Below are 16,217 nucleotides of genomic sequence, written 5' to 3'. Positions count from 1 at the left end.
TGGTCTGCTCCATTTACCGCTCTAAAAAAAGGGCTTGAAGATTTTAAGGCCGTGGTATCGCAAAGGCACATATATTGGCCAACGAACTACTGAAGCAATATGAATAGGGAAGTGGTTCTTTAACCTCTATAATTAGTCCGGCACATACACAAAAAAAAACGGGCCCCTAGAGGGCCCATTTTTATGGTTAAAGTGCTACTCTATAGTGCGCCAATATCTTTAGTGAAATCGGCAATATTGTCTGCACCAGTTTTTGCTTTGCTATCCTGAGCAACAGTTTTCGAGGCATCTTCGGTTGTTTTCTTTTCAACCATAATCTGACCGGCGTCTAGGGTTTTGGGCTTGGTGATATTCGCGCCCATGGGCATGAAACAATCATGGCTCCGATCTCGAAGAGTACCACAAAGTGTCATGGTTTGCGTTTTGTCAGAAAAGCCACCAATTTGCACTCTATAAAAAATACCCCCATTTTCGCTGCCAAGGTCGGCTTCTGCAAAGATAGGTTCAATTCCTTCTAGAATATCCTTGTTCTGGCTTTGCAGGATTTCCCATCCGTTTTCAGCGTGGCTGCGTTCTTTATAGGAGCCGAGCTGCAAGTAGTGCTTTCCACCATCAGGTTTATAGAAATTGATGCTATCGGCCGAACTAGAAAGAAAAGCAATTTTTTCTTTCGTTGGCATTTCGCTGTCCGCAATCGATTTTTCGACTTTAGGGGTCGGAACAGGCGTCATTTTTTCTTCAATTTTCCATTCACTGTACTTGGGTGTATTTTCCGAAGATTCCACGCTGAACATTTCGCGTGCGGCCTCTACTGTAGTGCTTTCTTTAGCGAACGTTGTAGGTTTAGATCCCGATGCTGTTTGTTTATCAGCGATCATATTTTGTTTTGGTTCTACGGCCTTTGCCATCATTTTTGGAGCATCCGGTTTGGACGTGACATCCGGCTTTTCAGCCTGAGCAATTATTTTCGGCGCAACCGGTGTTGGAATCGTAGATTTTCCGACCGGCGTTGGCTTCGACGGCTTCTCCACCTTAGCTATAGTAATTGGAGCCTTCGGAGTTGGTACCAGTGTTTTCGGAGCGGCTGCTTTTTTCTTTTTGCTCGCTCCGGAATTGGTGCTGAGAGTTTCACTTTCATGCCGTGCAACAATTACATCTGGATTGACAGGCTCTCTTGATTTGGATTTTACTGCCGCAATTTCTGGAATAGCTTTATCTTGCGAAACTTTCATTAACTTGACTTGTTCGCTTATTGATGCCGACCGCACTTCTGCGGTTTCGTTTAAAGCGCCAAAATATAAAGCGTTATTTCTGGAATCTTTCTCGGATAGATCCATCCGTGTGTATTTCATCGCTTCTTTAGATTGGCCCGCCATACCATAGACCAACGCCAATGTTTGGCGGTGCTTCGGTGTCGCGACCGGATCATCTGTTACCACTTTCAAAATAGCTATTGCTTTCTCGGTTTCGCCCGACAACGCCAAGGAAAGAGCAAGATTGCTTTTGTAATTCAGATTAACTGGATCCGCCTTGATAGCTTTTTTGTAGTAGTCCTGAGCTTTTTTATGGTCGCCAGCTTTGTCGTAAGATATAGCCATTCCACCGAGCGAAGAAGCATTTTCGCTGTCGATAGTCAAAGCTGCCGCAAATGCTTTTGTTGCTAAAATTGGTTTTTCTTGCTGGAGATTGGTATAACCTACGCCGTGATAGGCAGCTATGTTGTATGGATCAAAGTCAAAAATGCGTTCATAGACATCAATAGCATCGTCGGTACGTCCCGTTTTTCGGAGAACATTTGCTATTTTTAAGAGAGGCTCTGGATTCTTCGGTTGTTCTTTTGCTGCCGTTGCATAAAGCCTGATTGCAGTAGAAGCATCCTTGTTAGCCCACGCTTTGTCGGCAATTTTAACAAGCTGCTCCCAGGAAAGCGTTTCTTCCGATTTACTGGAACTTTCTGCACTTACAATAGGCTTTTGTTCAATAACTGCCGGGTCTGCCGAGGCAGACTCGTCTGAGATAGTATTACATCCGGCGACAACTAATCCAGTTGTGGCGAGAAGAATAGTCCGAAAACGGGCTTTAAACTTTGATTGATGCGGCACAGCTAAAGGCCTCTCTATTAATATAAGACAAATCTACGCCTTAAATTAGAGGTATCTTCCTTATAAACGGTTAATGTTAGACCGCAATTATGCTAAAAATTTAGTAATCACGAAAAACTCATTGTATATAATAGTTTGCGCGCAAATAATTGGCTTAAGAACGCAGGTTGTCCGCTTATGTCAGGCATTTAATTGAATGCAACATTGTTTCCTAAAGCCGCCTTCTTTTAATAGTCAATGGTTGTTGATCGACAGAGGCATGAGGTGAAGATCCTGCATCGCGGGTGGCACTGGGTGGCATATATTGGGGATTATAGGGTTTGAATGGAGGAGGCGTATTTTGAATAGGGGCGTTTGCAACATAGGGTGAATTGGACAGTGGGATACTCGGATCGATAAATCGGTCAAAAATACCAGAATGAATTTGCTCCGGAAGAACACTGAATAAAGATGATGTATTCTCCATGCCTATTCCGCTGATAAAATTCGCGATCGTAATGGTTAGCAATCCGGTTCGTACTGTCCCGGGATCTATCCCTTGTTGCTTACATTTTGCGAGTGCTTCGGATAGCTCTTTTGCAACAATTGTGTTCATATCATTATGTTCCATATCAGTGCTCCACAATCTGGCTGGAGGAGTATTCCAACCCTGTCTGTACAGATAACGTCGTTCTTGTCGATTTGTGAATAAATGATGTTTGGGTGAGTATCACGTAACTCTGGCAGCAATACCCTGTGCGGCCTATGATGTTGTCTTTACGTGCCCTTGCAGTAGTTGATATCAGGAAGGAACAAGATGGAAACAGTGTTGAATGAGCTGGCAAAGCTAATTGAAAACAGCAAAAGAATTGTGGCATTTACTGGAGCGGGGATCAGTACGGAAAGTGGTATTCCAGATTTTCGTAGCCCCGGTGGATTGTGGGAAAAAAATAAACCTATAGATTTTTCTGAATTTTTGTCATCAGAAGAAGCCAGGCGTGAAAGTTGGCGACGTAAATTTGCAATGGATCCTGTTTTATCGAAGGCCAAACCCAATGCCGGCCATTTTGCCCTTTCTTCTCTTTATCACATTGGGAAAATGAAGACGGTCATTACGCAGAATATTGATGGCCTGCACCAGGCATCAGGCATCAGTGATAGTGATATTGTCGAGGTACATGGAAATACGACTTACGCCAAATGTCTAGATTGTCATGATCGTGTAACATTGAAAACCGTGCGGGAAAAATTTGAACACAACGAGCAACTACCGGAATGTCGGATATGTGGTGGAATCATAAAAACGGCAACTATTTCTTTTGGACAAGCCATGCCCATTGAAGAAATGAGGCGGGCAGAAGTGGCCGCAATTTCTGCCGACTTATTCTTCGTCATTGGTTCATCGTTAGTGGTGTACCCTGCTGCAGACATTCCGCTGATTGCAAAACAAAACGGTGCCACGTTGGTAATTTTGAACAGGGAGCCGACACCTTTGGATGATTACGCGGATCTCGTGTTAAGGCGTGAAATCGGTGAAACTCTTGAAGCTGTCGCAAAAATGTAAGAAATACCTACCATATTAACAGGAGTATTGTATTAATTGCTTCGAGCTGAACATTTGAGTTGAATTAATGAGCGATAACACTTGGTGATTAACTTCCTTCACCTTTTGCCTGTTCCTGAAGCTTTTTAATCAGACCATCAACGCCAACGCCCGGTTTGTTGACTACTGATGAAAATTCAGATCTCTGGGTCACTGCAAGACTAACCCCTTCAACAATAACATCAACAATCTGTTGCTTGCCGTCATTGGCTTTCCGTACGCGCCAATCCAGTTTGACAGGCGGTCCGTTTGGTTGTTCTATTAAACTGTAAACCAGTGTTTCCTTGTCATTGATTGGTTTCGCATCTTTTATCTTCAAGCTTTCGCCGGAATAAGAACCAATTTTTTTGCCATAACTGACAACCATATAATTACGGAACACGCTCAAGAATTCTGACCGCTGCTCATCGGTAGCAGTCCGCCAGTTGTTACCGAGAACAAACCGACCGATAAGTTTCATATTGAAGCTATCGTCTAAATATTTTTCGAATTTCTGTTCTTTTTGACTTTCAGTCAAGGACTTGTCGGATAGAGTTTTGATGGCATCATCGCCCATGGATTTAATAAGGGCGGTCGCAGCTTGTTCGTTCGTGTTTTCTGCCAATGAGATGGGCAGGAACACGAATGTGCACATAACAGCAGTAGATAAAAACAAACCCAGAAAATTACGTCGTTTTAGCATTATATGGCTCCTAGAAATTGAGCAAATCGGTCAATTGGTAAAAGAAAATCTATTACAAGAAGATCCTAATTTATAGTGAATATCCTCGTGATTTAGCTGTCTTCGTCAAACGACATGCTGGGTAACTGTGACGGATCCGTTGCCCCTTTAAGAATTTTACTTTTCCGGTTTTGCCTGTACAAGCTTCGGATAGTTGCATAGAAATCAATGGAATTTTTTTCTATGTCATCAAGTGTCTCAATAGCTCGTGATCTTTTATCAAGACCATCCGCTGCCCAACGATAAAACCCGACATAAGTCTTGTCGTTTTCCCGCGCTATAATATTAACTGGATCAATAGCCCAGTCGACAATTCCGCCAACGCCTTCACGTGTGGTATAGGGGCCTAAAACAGGGACGACCAGATATGGACCTTCCTCAATTCCCCAAATAGCGAAGGTTTGCCCCATATCATCTTCTGGAATATTGAGCTGCGCTACATCGAATAAGCCACCAAGCCCCAAGAATGTATTAGTGAAAAAGGCTCCCATATTATCACCGGCGCCATTTAAATCACCTTGTAAGACATTATTGATAAAGTAGATGGGTTGCGACAGGTTCGTTAAAAAATTGCGGACACTGTCCCGGACGGGGAGCGGTAATACACCGCGATAAATTTCAGACACCGGTTTAAGGAAGAGTGCATCCATTGCGTAATTCACGTCAAAAAAGTAACGGTTCATGGGCTCAAACGGATCGTATACTTCTTCATACATAACAGTAGAAGCTGTCGATTTGTCGTCAGAAGGCGCAGTTGCACAACCGCTCAAAAGCGTAAAGAGTGCAACACCAACAAAGCCCCCTTTTATTGACGGCCACAAATTTCGCAAACTCATTCCATTTACTTCCAGTTTTATTCGACGATCCTTCAGATGAGTAGGCACCCTATATCGTAACCGTTACTGAATTCTTTACTTAATAAACATCGCACGTTTTTGTTCGCAACTAAAGTATCAAGTATTTCACTCTGCCAAAACTACTCTAGCTTATATTTTTCGTAACACAGGCAAATATTCAACGCGAGTCACGGTCTCGGCAATTTACCATAATCATGGCGAGGTGTTGCGAAAAAGTCGCTGAAAGTTTCTATATTTTCTGTACAAAGATATAAAGATATGTTTATATCATGAAAATTAGGACGTTTGATTGGAATTATAGTGGACGATTTACTTCAAGGGCTTAGAGCCGCTGCAGAAGAAACGCGCTTGCGATTGCTGGTTTTATGCGGGCATTCCGAGCTAACGGTAAGTGAGTTAACGCAAATTCTTGGCCAAAGCCAACCTCGTGTATCTAGGCATTTGAAGCTGTTATGTGATGCCGGATTGTTAAATAGGTATCAAGAAGGTAGCTGGGTTTTCTATCGCCTTTCGAGCAAAAATAACACGTCTCTCTTGGCGAAAACTTTAGTTGATCTGGTCCCGGAAGATGATTCTGTTGTCTCACGTGACTTGGATAGGCTTCAGGTTGTTAAGAAGACACGCGTTATGGCTGCGGAACAGTATTTCAAAGAAAATGCAGCAGACTGGCAACGTATTCGAACCTTACATGTTCCTGAAATGGAAGTTGAGAAAATTCTTGAAAGAATTTTCAAAGATCGCAGCGTGAGTGATTTTCTGGATATTGGTACTGGAACTGGCCGGATGTTGGAATTGATTGGCCCGAATGTTGACCATGCCATTGGGGTCGATTCAAGCCGCGAAATGCTATCCTATGCACGCGCTGCCATCGAAGAGGCAGGGCTCCGGAATTGCCAAGTCAGGCTGGCGGATATGTATAACCTGCCATTTGCCGATCAATCACAAGATGGCATCATCATACATCAAGTATTGCACTATGCGGAAAATCCACTTCGCGCGCTGACAGAAGCAACTAGGCTTTTACGGCCCCAGGGTATTCTCGCAATTGCAGATTTCGCTCCTCATTCAGTAGACAGTTTGCGGACGGAACACGCTCATCGCCAACTTGGATTTGGTGCAGATGAAATCTGGAGGTTATGTGAGCAAGCGGGACTAGAAAAGATAGACTTGCAGGTTCTGGAAGGGGATCCGCTTACGGTAAATATATGGACGGCAACCTCAATGTCAGACGTTGCTAAAGAAGGCGTTGCATTATGATCATGTCAGGTATTTCTCCCGGGCGAAGCGCTGAACAAGGGCTTGCTACAAATGGTTTCACAAATCGGGTAGAAGTTTCATTCGAGTTTTTCCCTCCGACTTCCGAAGCCCTTGCGTCAAAACATTGGCAAGCGCTAAATCGCCTTGCGCCGCTAGTTCCGAAGTTTGTGTCTGTTACCTACGGGGCCGGTGGGTCGACACGGGAACGCACTCATGAACTTGTCAGCAAGATCCGGCGCGAAACGATGTTGGAACCGGCTGCACATTTGACATGCGTCGGCGCAACCGTAACTGAAATAGAAGCTGTTGCAGAGAAATACTGGGAAAGCGGCATAAAACATATCGTGGCCTTGCGTGGTGATCCACAAGAAGGCCAATCCGAATTTCAGCCGCATCCAGGCGGCTTCTCCGGATCGGTAGATCTCATCGCGCATCTAAAAAAGATGCATGATTTCGAGATCACAGTTGGATGTTATCCGGAAATTCATCCAGATGCCGCTTCCAGTTTGGCTGATATTGATTATTTGAAGCGAAAAATGGATGCTGGAGCAACTCGCGCAATAACTCAGTTTTTCTTTGATCCTGAAGTTTACCTGCGATTTATCGATCGGGCTCAGGCTCACGGCATTACTATTCCTATAGTTCCCGGCATTCTTCCCGTTACCAGCTATTCCAAAATTCGCCAGTTTAGCCAACAATGTGGCACTCAAATTCCAGCATGGCTCACCCATTTATTTGAAACGCTGGATGAAGATCCAGCGACCCGCAACTTGGTGGCAGCTATGGTGGCGTCCGAGCAGTGTCTTCAGTTGCAACAAGCCGGAGTTACAGATTTCCATTTCTACACATTGAATCGCGCAGATCTTGTGTATTCAGTTTGTCATACACTCGGGTTGCGGCCTAATCAACTCGCCTGCACCGCCTAGTGGCGGCAGATCTTTCCAGAAAGAAATCTTTATGAAGAAGTCAAAGCCGTTTCTTGAACTTGAAGCTATCCTCGGCAAACGCATTATGGTCCTGGACGGCGCTATGGGAACAATGATTCAGAGTTACAAGCTCGAAGAGGCAGATTATAGAGGGGTAGCTTTTCTCGATCATGGAACCGATCTGAAAGGAAATAACGATCTGCTCAGTCTGTCCAAACCTGAAGTGATTGAAGAAATCCACGATCAGTTCCTCGCGGCCGGCGCTGACATACTGGAGACAAATACCTTTAATTCGACGTCGATCGCGCAAGCAGATTATGGTCTCGAAAACGAAGTGTATGAACTTAATCGCAAATCGGCCAGCTTGGCGCGCGGGGTAGCCGATAAATGGTCTTCATTAACACCTGAAAAACAACGGTTTGTTGCCGGAGTTTTGGGCCCAACTAATCGCACGGCGTCAATATCACCAGACGTTAACGACCCGGGTTTTCGGAATGTAACTTTTGATGAGTTGGTTGCGTCTTATGATGAAGCTCTCCGGGGGTTAATGGATGGCGGCGCACAGATTATTCTAATTGAAACAGTTTTTGACAGCCTGAATTGCAAAGCGGCCATTTACACGGTTTTACGTTATTTTGATGAAATCGGGACCCGTCACCCGGTCATGGTTTCTGGAACTATTACGGATGCCTCCGGCAGAACGCTGTCCGGTCAAACTGCAGAGGCTTTTTGGGCCTCCATGGCACATGTGGAACCAATAAGTATTGGCTTTAATTGCGCGCTTGGGGCGAAAGATCTGCGTCCACATGTTCAGGCGGTTTCTTCAATTGCTGACACTAATGTCAGTGTCCATCCCAATGCAGGGTTACCCAATGAACTCGGTGACTATGACGACACACCGGATTATATGGCGTCGCAGCTCCAGGAATTTGCTGTAAGTGGCTTGGTCAATATTGTCGGTGGATGTTGTGGCACCCGTCCAGAGCATATTGCCGCTATTTCAGAAGCAATTACGGATATCCATCCTCGGAAATGCCCGGAACATACGCCGATATGTCGGTTGAGTGGTCTGGAGCCTCTCTATATGGATGAAGTAGCCGGTTTCATCAATGTTGGCGAACGGACGAATGTAGCTGGTTCTGCGAAATTCAAAAATTTGATCATGGAAGGTGATTTTGACACCGCCCTCGACATCGCACGCGACCAGGTGATCAACGGCGCGCAGATTGTTGACGTCAATATGGACGATGCCATGCTGGACGCGGTCACCGCGATGCCGAAATTTCTAAACCTTATTGCTTCGGAACCAGACATAAGTCGGGTTCCCTTGATGATTGACAGCTCAAAATGGGAAGTGTTGGAGGCTGGTCTCAAAACTGTTCAGGGCAAGGGTGTCGTAAATTCCATCTCCTTAAAGGAAGGTGAAGACGAGTTTCTGCGCCATGCGCGCGAAATTCGTCGGTACGGAGCGGCCACAGTAGTCATGGCTTTTGATGAGGACGGGCAGGCGGATACCAAGCAGCGGATGATCGATATTTGTACCCGTTGCTACAAATTACTGACAGAAGAAATTGGCTTTCCGCCTGAAGATATTATCTTCGATCCCAATGTCTTCCCCATCGCGACCGGTATTGAAGAGCACAGTAATTTTTCGAAAGATTATATCGAAGCGACTGCGGAGTTGAAAGAGAAACTGCCTCACATTCAGATCAGCGGCGGCGTCAGCAATATGTCCTTCTCCATGCGGGGAAATAACCCTATGCGTGAGGCCATGCATTCCGTTTTCCTTTATCATGCGATAAAGGCCGGCATGGATATGGGTATTGTGAATGCCGGGCAGCTTGCGGTTTACTCTGACATTCCAGAAAATATTCGAGATCGTATTGAAGACGCCGTCTTTAATCGACGGGAGGATGGGACAGAAAGACTGCTGGAAGTTGCAGAAGAAGCCATTGGTCAAAAGCGAAGTAATGTTATTGATCTCAGCTGGCGAGAAAATTCAGTCAACGAACGGCTCAGCCATGCGTTGGTAAAAGGAATTTCTGATTATATCGTTGAGGACACGGAAGAGGCCCGCCTGCAATTTCCGAGGCCAATTCAAGTAATTGAAGGTCCATTGATGGACGGTATGAATGTTGTGGGTGATTTATTTGGGTCCGGCAAAATGTTTCTGCCGCAAGTGGTTAAAAGTGCTCGTGTGATGAAACAGGCAGTAGCTCACCTACTGCCTTATATCGAAGCCGAGAAAGAATCCAGCGGCCTTGCATCAACCAAGGGTAAAATCCTTATGGCGACGGTGAAAGGCGACGTGCATGATATTGGTAAGAATATTGTGGGTGTTGTTTTGCAATGTAATAATTTTGAAGTTATCGATCTTGGCGTGATGGTGCCGTACTCAAAAATACTGCAGACGGCGATAGATGAGAAAGTTGATATCATTGGTTTGTCCGGCCTGATAACGCCGTCCTTGGAAGAGATGGCAACAGTCGCATCAGAAATGCAGCGTCAAGGGTTTGAAGTCCCGCTGCTTATTGGTGGCGCGACGACATCGAAAGTTCATACAGCCTTGAAAATTGCCCCGCAATATGAAGGCACGACGATATATGTAACGGATGCTTCGCGCGCCGTTGGGATCGCCACCCAATTGACGAGTGATGAAAATAACCAGAAGCTAGCCGAAACAATCAAGGAAGAGTATGTACAGGTACGGGAAAACTACCTTAAAAAAGCCCGACCAGATGCGCAGTTTTCCTTGAACGAGGCGCGTGCTAACGGCGCGAAATTAGATTGGAAGGATTATCGGCCAAAAAAACCGAACTTTCTTGGTCTCCGGCAGTTTGATGACATCGATCTTAAAGAACTGAGAAATTATATTGATTGGTCGCCCTTTTTTCGCACGTGGGAACTGGCGGGACATTTTCCGAAGATTCTTGATGACAAGATTGTCGGTGAGACGGCGAGGGAACTATACGATGACGCGCTCACCATGCTGGATCAGATTGTTTCAGAAAAATGGCTAACGGCGAAAGCGGTGGTCGGTTTCTTTCCTGCAGCCCGAGATGGCGACGATGTGGTTATTTACACCGACGACACTAGAAAGACGGAAAAACACCGGTTTATGTTTCTACGCCAACAGATGAGCCGGGCGAAAAATCGCGCCAACCAATGTCTCTCTGATTTCATCGCGCCGAAGACCAGTGGCATTCCCGATTATCTCGGCGGGTTCGCGGTGACTGCTGGATTGGGTATTGAGAGAAAGCTTGAAGAGTTCGATCGAACCCATGATGATTACAGCAGTATTCTCCTCAAAGCGCTCGCCGATCGGCTGGCCGAAGCGACGGCGGAATATATGCATGAGCAGACGCGGAAAAACCTCTGGGGATATGCGGCGGAAGAGCATTACTCCAACAAAGAGCTGGTCAAGGAAGCCTATCAGGGGATACGTCCGGCGCCGGGATATCCGGCGTGCCCAGAGCATTCAGAAAAAACCGGTTTGTTCGAACTATTGGAAGCCAGTGATCGTGTCGGTATTAACCTGACCGATGGTTTTGCCATGACGCCAGCATCTTCTGTGTCCGGATATTATTTCTCACATCCTGATGCGCGATACTTTGGTGTCGGAAATGTTGGCCGTGATCAAGTGTTAGATTATGCGAGGCGCAAAGGGGTCTCGGTTCAACAAGCCGAAAGGTTGCTGGCGTCCAATTTAACCTACGAGCGGGTAAGACCAGCACGGGCATAGTCCGAGTTGACAATAATTTGATTTTCATATCGGCGAGGGGGCGGCCAAGATAGATCGGTATTTCAACGGAGATTTTGAATGTTTCGACGCTTTTTTGCCGCTATGCTTGTTTCCATACTTTTCGTTAGTGCGGGTTCCGCCTGGGCCTTCGACGAAATAAACAAATCTTATTTGGGGGATCTGGCTGTCGACGGTTACGACAGCGTCGCCTATTTCAATACGAAAAAACCGGCAGAAGGACAGGGAGATTTTACGGCGGACTGGAAAGGCGCAACTTGGCGCTTCGCTAACGCGGAAAGTCGCGATCTGTTTTTGGAATCACCTGAAAGCTATGCGCCGCAATATGGCGGATATTGCTCTAACCAAATGAGTCTTGGCAACCTGAGTGATATTGACCCGGGTGTCTGGCTGATTTTTGAGGGAAAGCTTTATCTCTTTGGCCATGACGTTGGCCGGGATCGGTGGGAAGAAACCGGTATCGCCGCTCGCATCCAGGATGCTGACAAGAATTGGCAGCAATATTTAGCCAAGAAGTAATCTGTAGCTCGGCGCAAGAGGTCCCGTGTCACAAATCGAGTGCTTTCAGCACCTCAACATCGCCATCTATCTCGACAAAACTGTTGGCAGGAACAAGTTGCCAATTGTGATCTTGGCCGTCCAGAGGCTCTGATGATAAAGAGGCGCCGCCATTATCCAGTTTGTTGGCAAAGTACAAAGTCGGACTAAATTTGTCCGTTGCATATCTGAAGCCGTAAATATGCGCGCCATTTGAGAAAACACATGTCATGCGCAAAAAGGCGTCGACTTGGTTCTCCGCGGCGACCGTGTGTAAAAGTGCGATCAGCATTTCAATGGATTTTTTGGGCTCGTGGTCTGAAATAAAAGACATCAAAAGAAGAAACAGAAGCTCAGAATCCGTCGTTCCTCGCCGCGCGACGTAGAGTTCATCGGGAAGATGGGCCTCGAGTGATCTGCGCAGCTTGTCGAAATCACCAACCTGGCCATTATGCATAAAGGACCATTTGCCGTGTGTGAACGGATGGCAATTGGATCGGGTCGTTTCGCCGGTGGTCGACGCCCTCACATGGGCCAGGAAAAGTCGGGATTTTACCAAGCGGCAAAGATTGGTCAGATTATCGTCGGCCCAAGCGGGGAGGACATCCCGATACAAACCTGGAATAGCCGTATCGTCATACCAGGCAACCCCAAATCCATCGCCATTAACGGCAATTTTGGATTCTTCTGCTTCGTGGCTTTGGACGAGCAGAGAATGCTTCGGAATGATGATAATATTTTCGAGTGGAATTTCTGGGCCATAATAGGCGGTTAATCTACACATAAAACTAAACCCACATTCTCAGGTTAAAACTTAAATTTAACAACCGCCGGCGGCTTACTTCCCGTAAGCGCCGCCGGTAGGTGTCTGTATAACAAAAATATCGCCAGCCTGCATTTCTGTTTTGTCCCGACCTTCAAGATGTTCCGTTTCTCCGGTGGTCCGGATAACCCATTGATTGCCGACCTGGCCCGGCTCGCCGCCTTCCAAACCAAACGGCGGGACAACCCGATGGCTCGACAAGATTGCGGCCGTCATCGGCTCATGGAAGCGTATTTTTCGCAATGTGCCGTTGCCGCCGGGATGGGCGCCTTTGCCACCGGAATTGGGACGGATTTCAAAACTATCCAAGGTGACGGGAAAGCGCCATTCCAGAACTTCCGGATCCGTCAGCCGGGCATTAGTCATATGCGTATGAACCGCGCTGGTGCCATCATATGTCGGGCCCGCACCGGCGCCTCCGCAAATGGTCTCGTAATATTGATAGACATCATTACCGAAGGTGAAATTATTCATGGTCCCTTGCGCTGCTGCCATGACGTTCAAGGCGCCAAACAGACAATCTGTAATACATTGGGACGTTTCCACGTTGCCGGCGACAACCGCCGCGGGGTATACCGGAGATAACATGGAATTTTCAGGAACAATGATATCCAGCGGCTTCAGACAACCCGCGTTAAGTGGTATGTCAGAATCAACTAGGCATCGAAAGACATATAGAACCGCCGCCGTCGTCACCGCTCGCGGCGCATTGTAATTGGTCGGATGTTCGCCGCTGGTGCCCGTGAAATCGATGGTCGCAGTGCGATCTTCCTTGTTGATGGAAATTTTCACTTTGATTTCGAAACCGTCATCCATGGCATAGGTAAAACTACCGTCTTTGAGAACATCCAGAACACGGCGAACAGATTCTTCCGCATTGTCCTGAACATGGCCCATATAGGCATGCACCACGTTAATGCCGAATTGTTCGACCATCTTGCGCAGTTCCTGAATACCTTTTTCGCAAGCCGCGATCTGCGCTTTCAGATCTGCCATATTCTGTTCGGCATTCCGGGTGGGGTAGGCGCCTGAATTCAGAATATCGGTAATTTCCTGCTCTAGAATTCTACCGCCGTCAACCAGCAGGATGTTGTCCAGGATGACGCCTTCCTCCTCAACAGTTTTACTATCTGGTGGCATGGATCCAGGCGTCGTGCCGCCGATATCCGCATGATGACCCCGGCTGGCAACATAAAACAGGACGTCTTTTTCGGTTAAATCAAAAACCGGTGTAATCACCGTGACATCTGGAAGATGCGTGCCGCCATTATACGGCGCATTCAGCACATAGACATCGCCGGCTTTCATACTTGAACGGTGTTTGCGGATGACCGACTTAATGCTTTCGGACATGGACCCCAGATGTACCGGCATATGTGGTGCATTGGCGATCAAATCGCCATTGAGATCAAACACGGCACAGGAGAAATCCAGCCGCTCCTTGATATTTACGGAATAGGCGGTTTTTTCCAGAACCGTCCCCATTTGCTCAGCAACATTCATGAACAGATTGTTGAAGATTTCCAGCATGACCGGATCGACATTGGTGCCGATGGCCATAACCCGTTTGATTTCTTCCACCCGGTGCAGAATGAGATGGCCGCGATTATTCATTTCCGCTTGCCAGCCGGGCTCAATAACAGTTGTTCCCGTGCTCTCGACGATAACGGCAGGGCCTTTTACTTTATCACCAACGGACAGAGCGTCACGATCGAAGAACGGGCAATCTTTTCGTTGATCTCCCATAAAGATGCTTTGCAGGGCAATGGGATCGGTCGCTTTGGCAGTTTCCGGTTTCGATAAAACGGGATCGTCCACCTTATCACCGGAGCCAATGACCTCCACCGCGATGGCTTCGACAATCATGGTCTTTTCCGGCGTATTGAAGCCGAACCGCTGACGGTGAGCGGCTTCAAAGGCAGGGATAATATTCTCCAGAGTTCCGAAATCGACGATCATGGACGTATCGGAGCCATGATATTTAATATGGAGTTTGCGCTCGACCGTAATGCGGTTTTCAGGCGCGCCCTGCGCGATCATTTCCTGATATCCGATGTCGGCCAATTCATCGAGGGCACTTGAAATGGCCGGAAGTTCAGCTGCAGATAATTCAACTTCGACAGCCCGTTCTTTCATCACCCGTAAATCGGCAAGTCCCATGCCAAACGCGGACAAGACACCTGCATAGGGATGAAGCATTATCTTTTTGATGCCAAGGCTGTCGGCGACCATACAGGCATGCTGACCGCCCGCGCCACCAAAGGACGTCAAAACATATTCCGTGACATCATAGCCGCGTTGAACGGAGATTTTCTTGATGGCATTGGCCATATTCTCAACCGCAATAAACAAGAAGCCTTCGGCAACTTCTTCTGGTGAGCGGTTGGTTCCTGTGGCCGCGTTGATCCGATCGGCGAGCACCTTGAATTTCTCTTTCACGATTTCGGCGTCCAACGCTTCATTGGCGTTCGGTCCAAAAACCTTCGGGAAGAAGTCGGGGGAGAGTTTGCCGAGCATGACATTACAATCGGTCACCGTTAGTGGCCCGCCTTTGCGGTAGCAGGCCGGGCCCGGATTAGCGCCGGCACTGTCGGGGCCAACTTTATACCGGGCGCCGTCAAAATCGAGAATGGAACCACCGCCTGCGGCAACGGTATTAATCAGCATCATGGGGGCCCGCATTCGGACGCCAGCAACTTCCGTCTCGAATGCCCGTTCATACTCGCCGCCAAAATGAGAAACATCCGTAGACGTGCCGCCCATATCAAAACCAATGACCCGATCGAACCCAGCCATAGCAGACGTCTGAACCATACCGACAACTCCGCCAGCGGGGCCGGAGAGGATCGCGTCTTTGCCTTGAAAGAAATGGGCGTCCGTCAGGCCGCCATTGGATTGCATGAACATTAACCGGGTATCGCCAAGTTCAGAGGCGACGCGATCCACATAGCGGCGCAGGATCGGCGACAGATACGCATCAACCACAGTAGTATCACCGCGGCTGACCAGTTTCATCAAGGGGCTGGCGCCGTGGCTTGTTGAAATTTGCGTAAAGCCAATATCTGCGGCAACTTCTGCAACTTGTTGTTCGTGGTCGTGATATCGATAGCCATGCATAAAGACAATGGCGCAGGCACGAATGCCCGTATCGAAGACAGCTTGTAAGTCCGTGCGCGCCTTGTCCAGGTTCAACGGTGTAATAAGTTGGCCGGTTGCCCCAATGCGCTCATCAACTTCAACCACTGTTTCATACAGCATTTCAGGAAGCTTGATATTGAGGTCGAATAACTTGGGACGGGTTTGATAGCCAATTCGAAGGCTGTCTCGAAATCCGGTTGTCGTAATCAGCGCCAGTCTTTCGCCTTTGCGTTCCAGCAGGGCGTTAGTGGCGACAGTAGTCCCCATTTTAACGGTGCCAATGATTTCCGACGGAATGGGCGCAGACTTCTCTATTCCCAGTAAATCCCGAATGCCTTGCAGGGCCGCGTCTGCGTAATGTTCCGGATTTTCGCTGAGTAACTTGTGGGTAACGATGCTGCCATCGGGTTTGCGCGCTACGAGATCCGTGAAGGTGCCGCCACGATCGACCCAAAATTGCCAATCTTCATGTGAGGTTACTGGTGCAGATTTTCCCATAATGCAAAGTCCGGAT

General features: G+C 47.4%; 11 protein-coding genes. 5 read left to right on the top strand and 6 right to left on the bottom strand.

Translation table 11 applies throughout. From position 1 onward, the window contains the following. Window positions 1-200: 200 nt before the first annotated feature. Both V7723_RS16990 and V7723_RS16985 read right to left on the bottom strand, forming a co-directional pair. Window positions 201-2,102: a tetratricopeptide repeat protein gene (locus V7723_RS16990; protein ID WP_335685687.1), complete on the bottom strand. Its 1,902-nt coding sequence runs from the start codon at window positions 2,100-2,102 to the stop codon at window positions 201-203. 211 nt (window positions 2,103-2,313) lie between these two features. Next, window positions 2,314-2,712, bottom strand: a complete 399-nt coding sequence (locus tag V7723_RS16985; RefSeq protein ID WP_335685686.1) for a hypothetical protein — start codon at window positions 2,710-2,712, stop codon at window positions 2,314-2,316. Window positions 2,713-2,898: 186 nt separating this feature from the next. On the opposite strand from V7723_RS16985, the gene V7723_RS16980 reads away from it, so the two are divergent. Then, on the top strand, window positions 2,899-3,645 hold the full coding sequence (locus V7723_RS16980; protein WP_335685685.1) for an SIR2 family NAD-dependent protein deacylase: 747 nt from the start codon (window positions 2,899-2,901) through the stop codon (window positions 3,643-3,645). 88 nt (window positions 3,646-3,733) lie between these two features. On the opposite strand, the gene V7723_RS16975 is transcribed toward V7723_RS16980, so the two are convergent. Next, window positions 3,734-4,366, bottom strand: coding sequence for an MlaC/ttg2D family ABC transporter substrate-binding protein (locus V7723_RS16975; protein ID WP_335685684.1), 633 nt, complete (start codon window positions 4,364-4,366; stop codon window positions 3,734-3,736). Window positions 4,367-4,458: 92 nt separating this feature from the next. Further along, window positions 4,459-5,241, bottom strand: coding sequence for an MlaA family lipoprotein (locus V7723_RS16970; RefSeq protein WP_335685683.1), 783 nt, complete (start codon window positions 5,239-5,241; stop codon window positions 4,459-4,461). A gap of 321 nt (window positions 5,242-5,562) precedes the next feature. Between V7723_RS16970 and V7723_RS16965 the strand changes: the two genes are divergently transcribed. From V7723_RS16965 to V7723_RS16950, 4 genes are all read left to right on the top strand, one after another. After that, a complete protein-coding gene (locus V7723_RS16965; protein WP_335685682.1) occupies window positions 5,563-6,519 on the top strand; it encodes an ArsR/SmtB family transcription factor in 957 nt (318 codons plus the stop codon). Between the two features lie 2 nt (window positions 6,520-6,521). Beyond that, entirely contained in the window at window positions 6,522-7,445 is a 924-nt protein-coding gene (gene metF, locus V7723_RS16960) for a methylenetetrahydrofolate reductase [NAD(P)H] (RefSeq protein WP_443024247.1), read from the top strand. 31 nt (window positions 7,446-7,476) lie between these two features. Then, on the top strand, window positions 7,477-11,187 hold the full coding sequence (gene metH / locus V7723_RS16955) for a methionine synthase (RefSeq protein ID WP_335685680.1): 3,711 nt from the start codon (window positions 7,477-7,479) through the stop codon (window positions 11,185-11,187). A 78-nt stretch (window positions 11,188-11,265) separates the two neighbouring features. Beyond that, on the top strand, window positions 11,266-11,724 hold the full coding sequence (locus tag V7723_RS16950) for a YHS domain-containing (seleno)protein (RefSeq protein ID WP_335685679.1): 459 nt from the start codon (window positions 11,266-11,268) through the stop codon (window positions 11,722-11,724). A 28-nt stretch (window positions 11,725-11,752) separates the two neighbouring features. Here the strand turns inward: V7723_RS16950 and V7723_RS16945 are convergent, their stop codons facing one another. Beyond that, the gene (locus tag V7723_RS16945) at window positions 11,753-12,526 is read right to left on the bottom strand and encodes a class II glutamine amidotransferase (protein WP_335685678.1); all 774 of its coding nucleotides are present in this window, start codon (window positions 12,524-12,526) and stop codon (window positions 11,753-11,755) included. Window positions 12,527-12,580: 54 nt separating this feature from the next. Further along, a complete protein-coding gene (locus V7723_RS16940; RefSeq protein WP_335685677.1) occupies window positions 12,581-16,201 on the bottom strand; it encodes a hydantoinase B/oxoprolinase family protein in 3,621 nt (1,206 codons plus the stop codon). Window positions 16,202-16,217: the final 16 nt, after the last annotated feature.

Source organism: Sneathiella sp., assembly GCF_036960985.1.
GTDB lineage: Bacteria > Pseudomonadota > Alphaproteobacteria > Sneathiellales > Sneathiellaceae > Sneathiella.
This window is presented reverse-complemented; position numbering and strand designations above follow the sequence as displayed.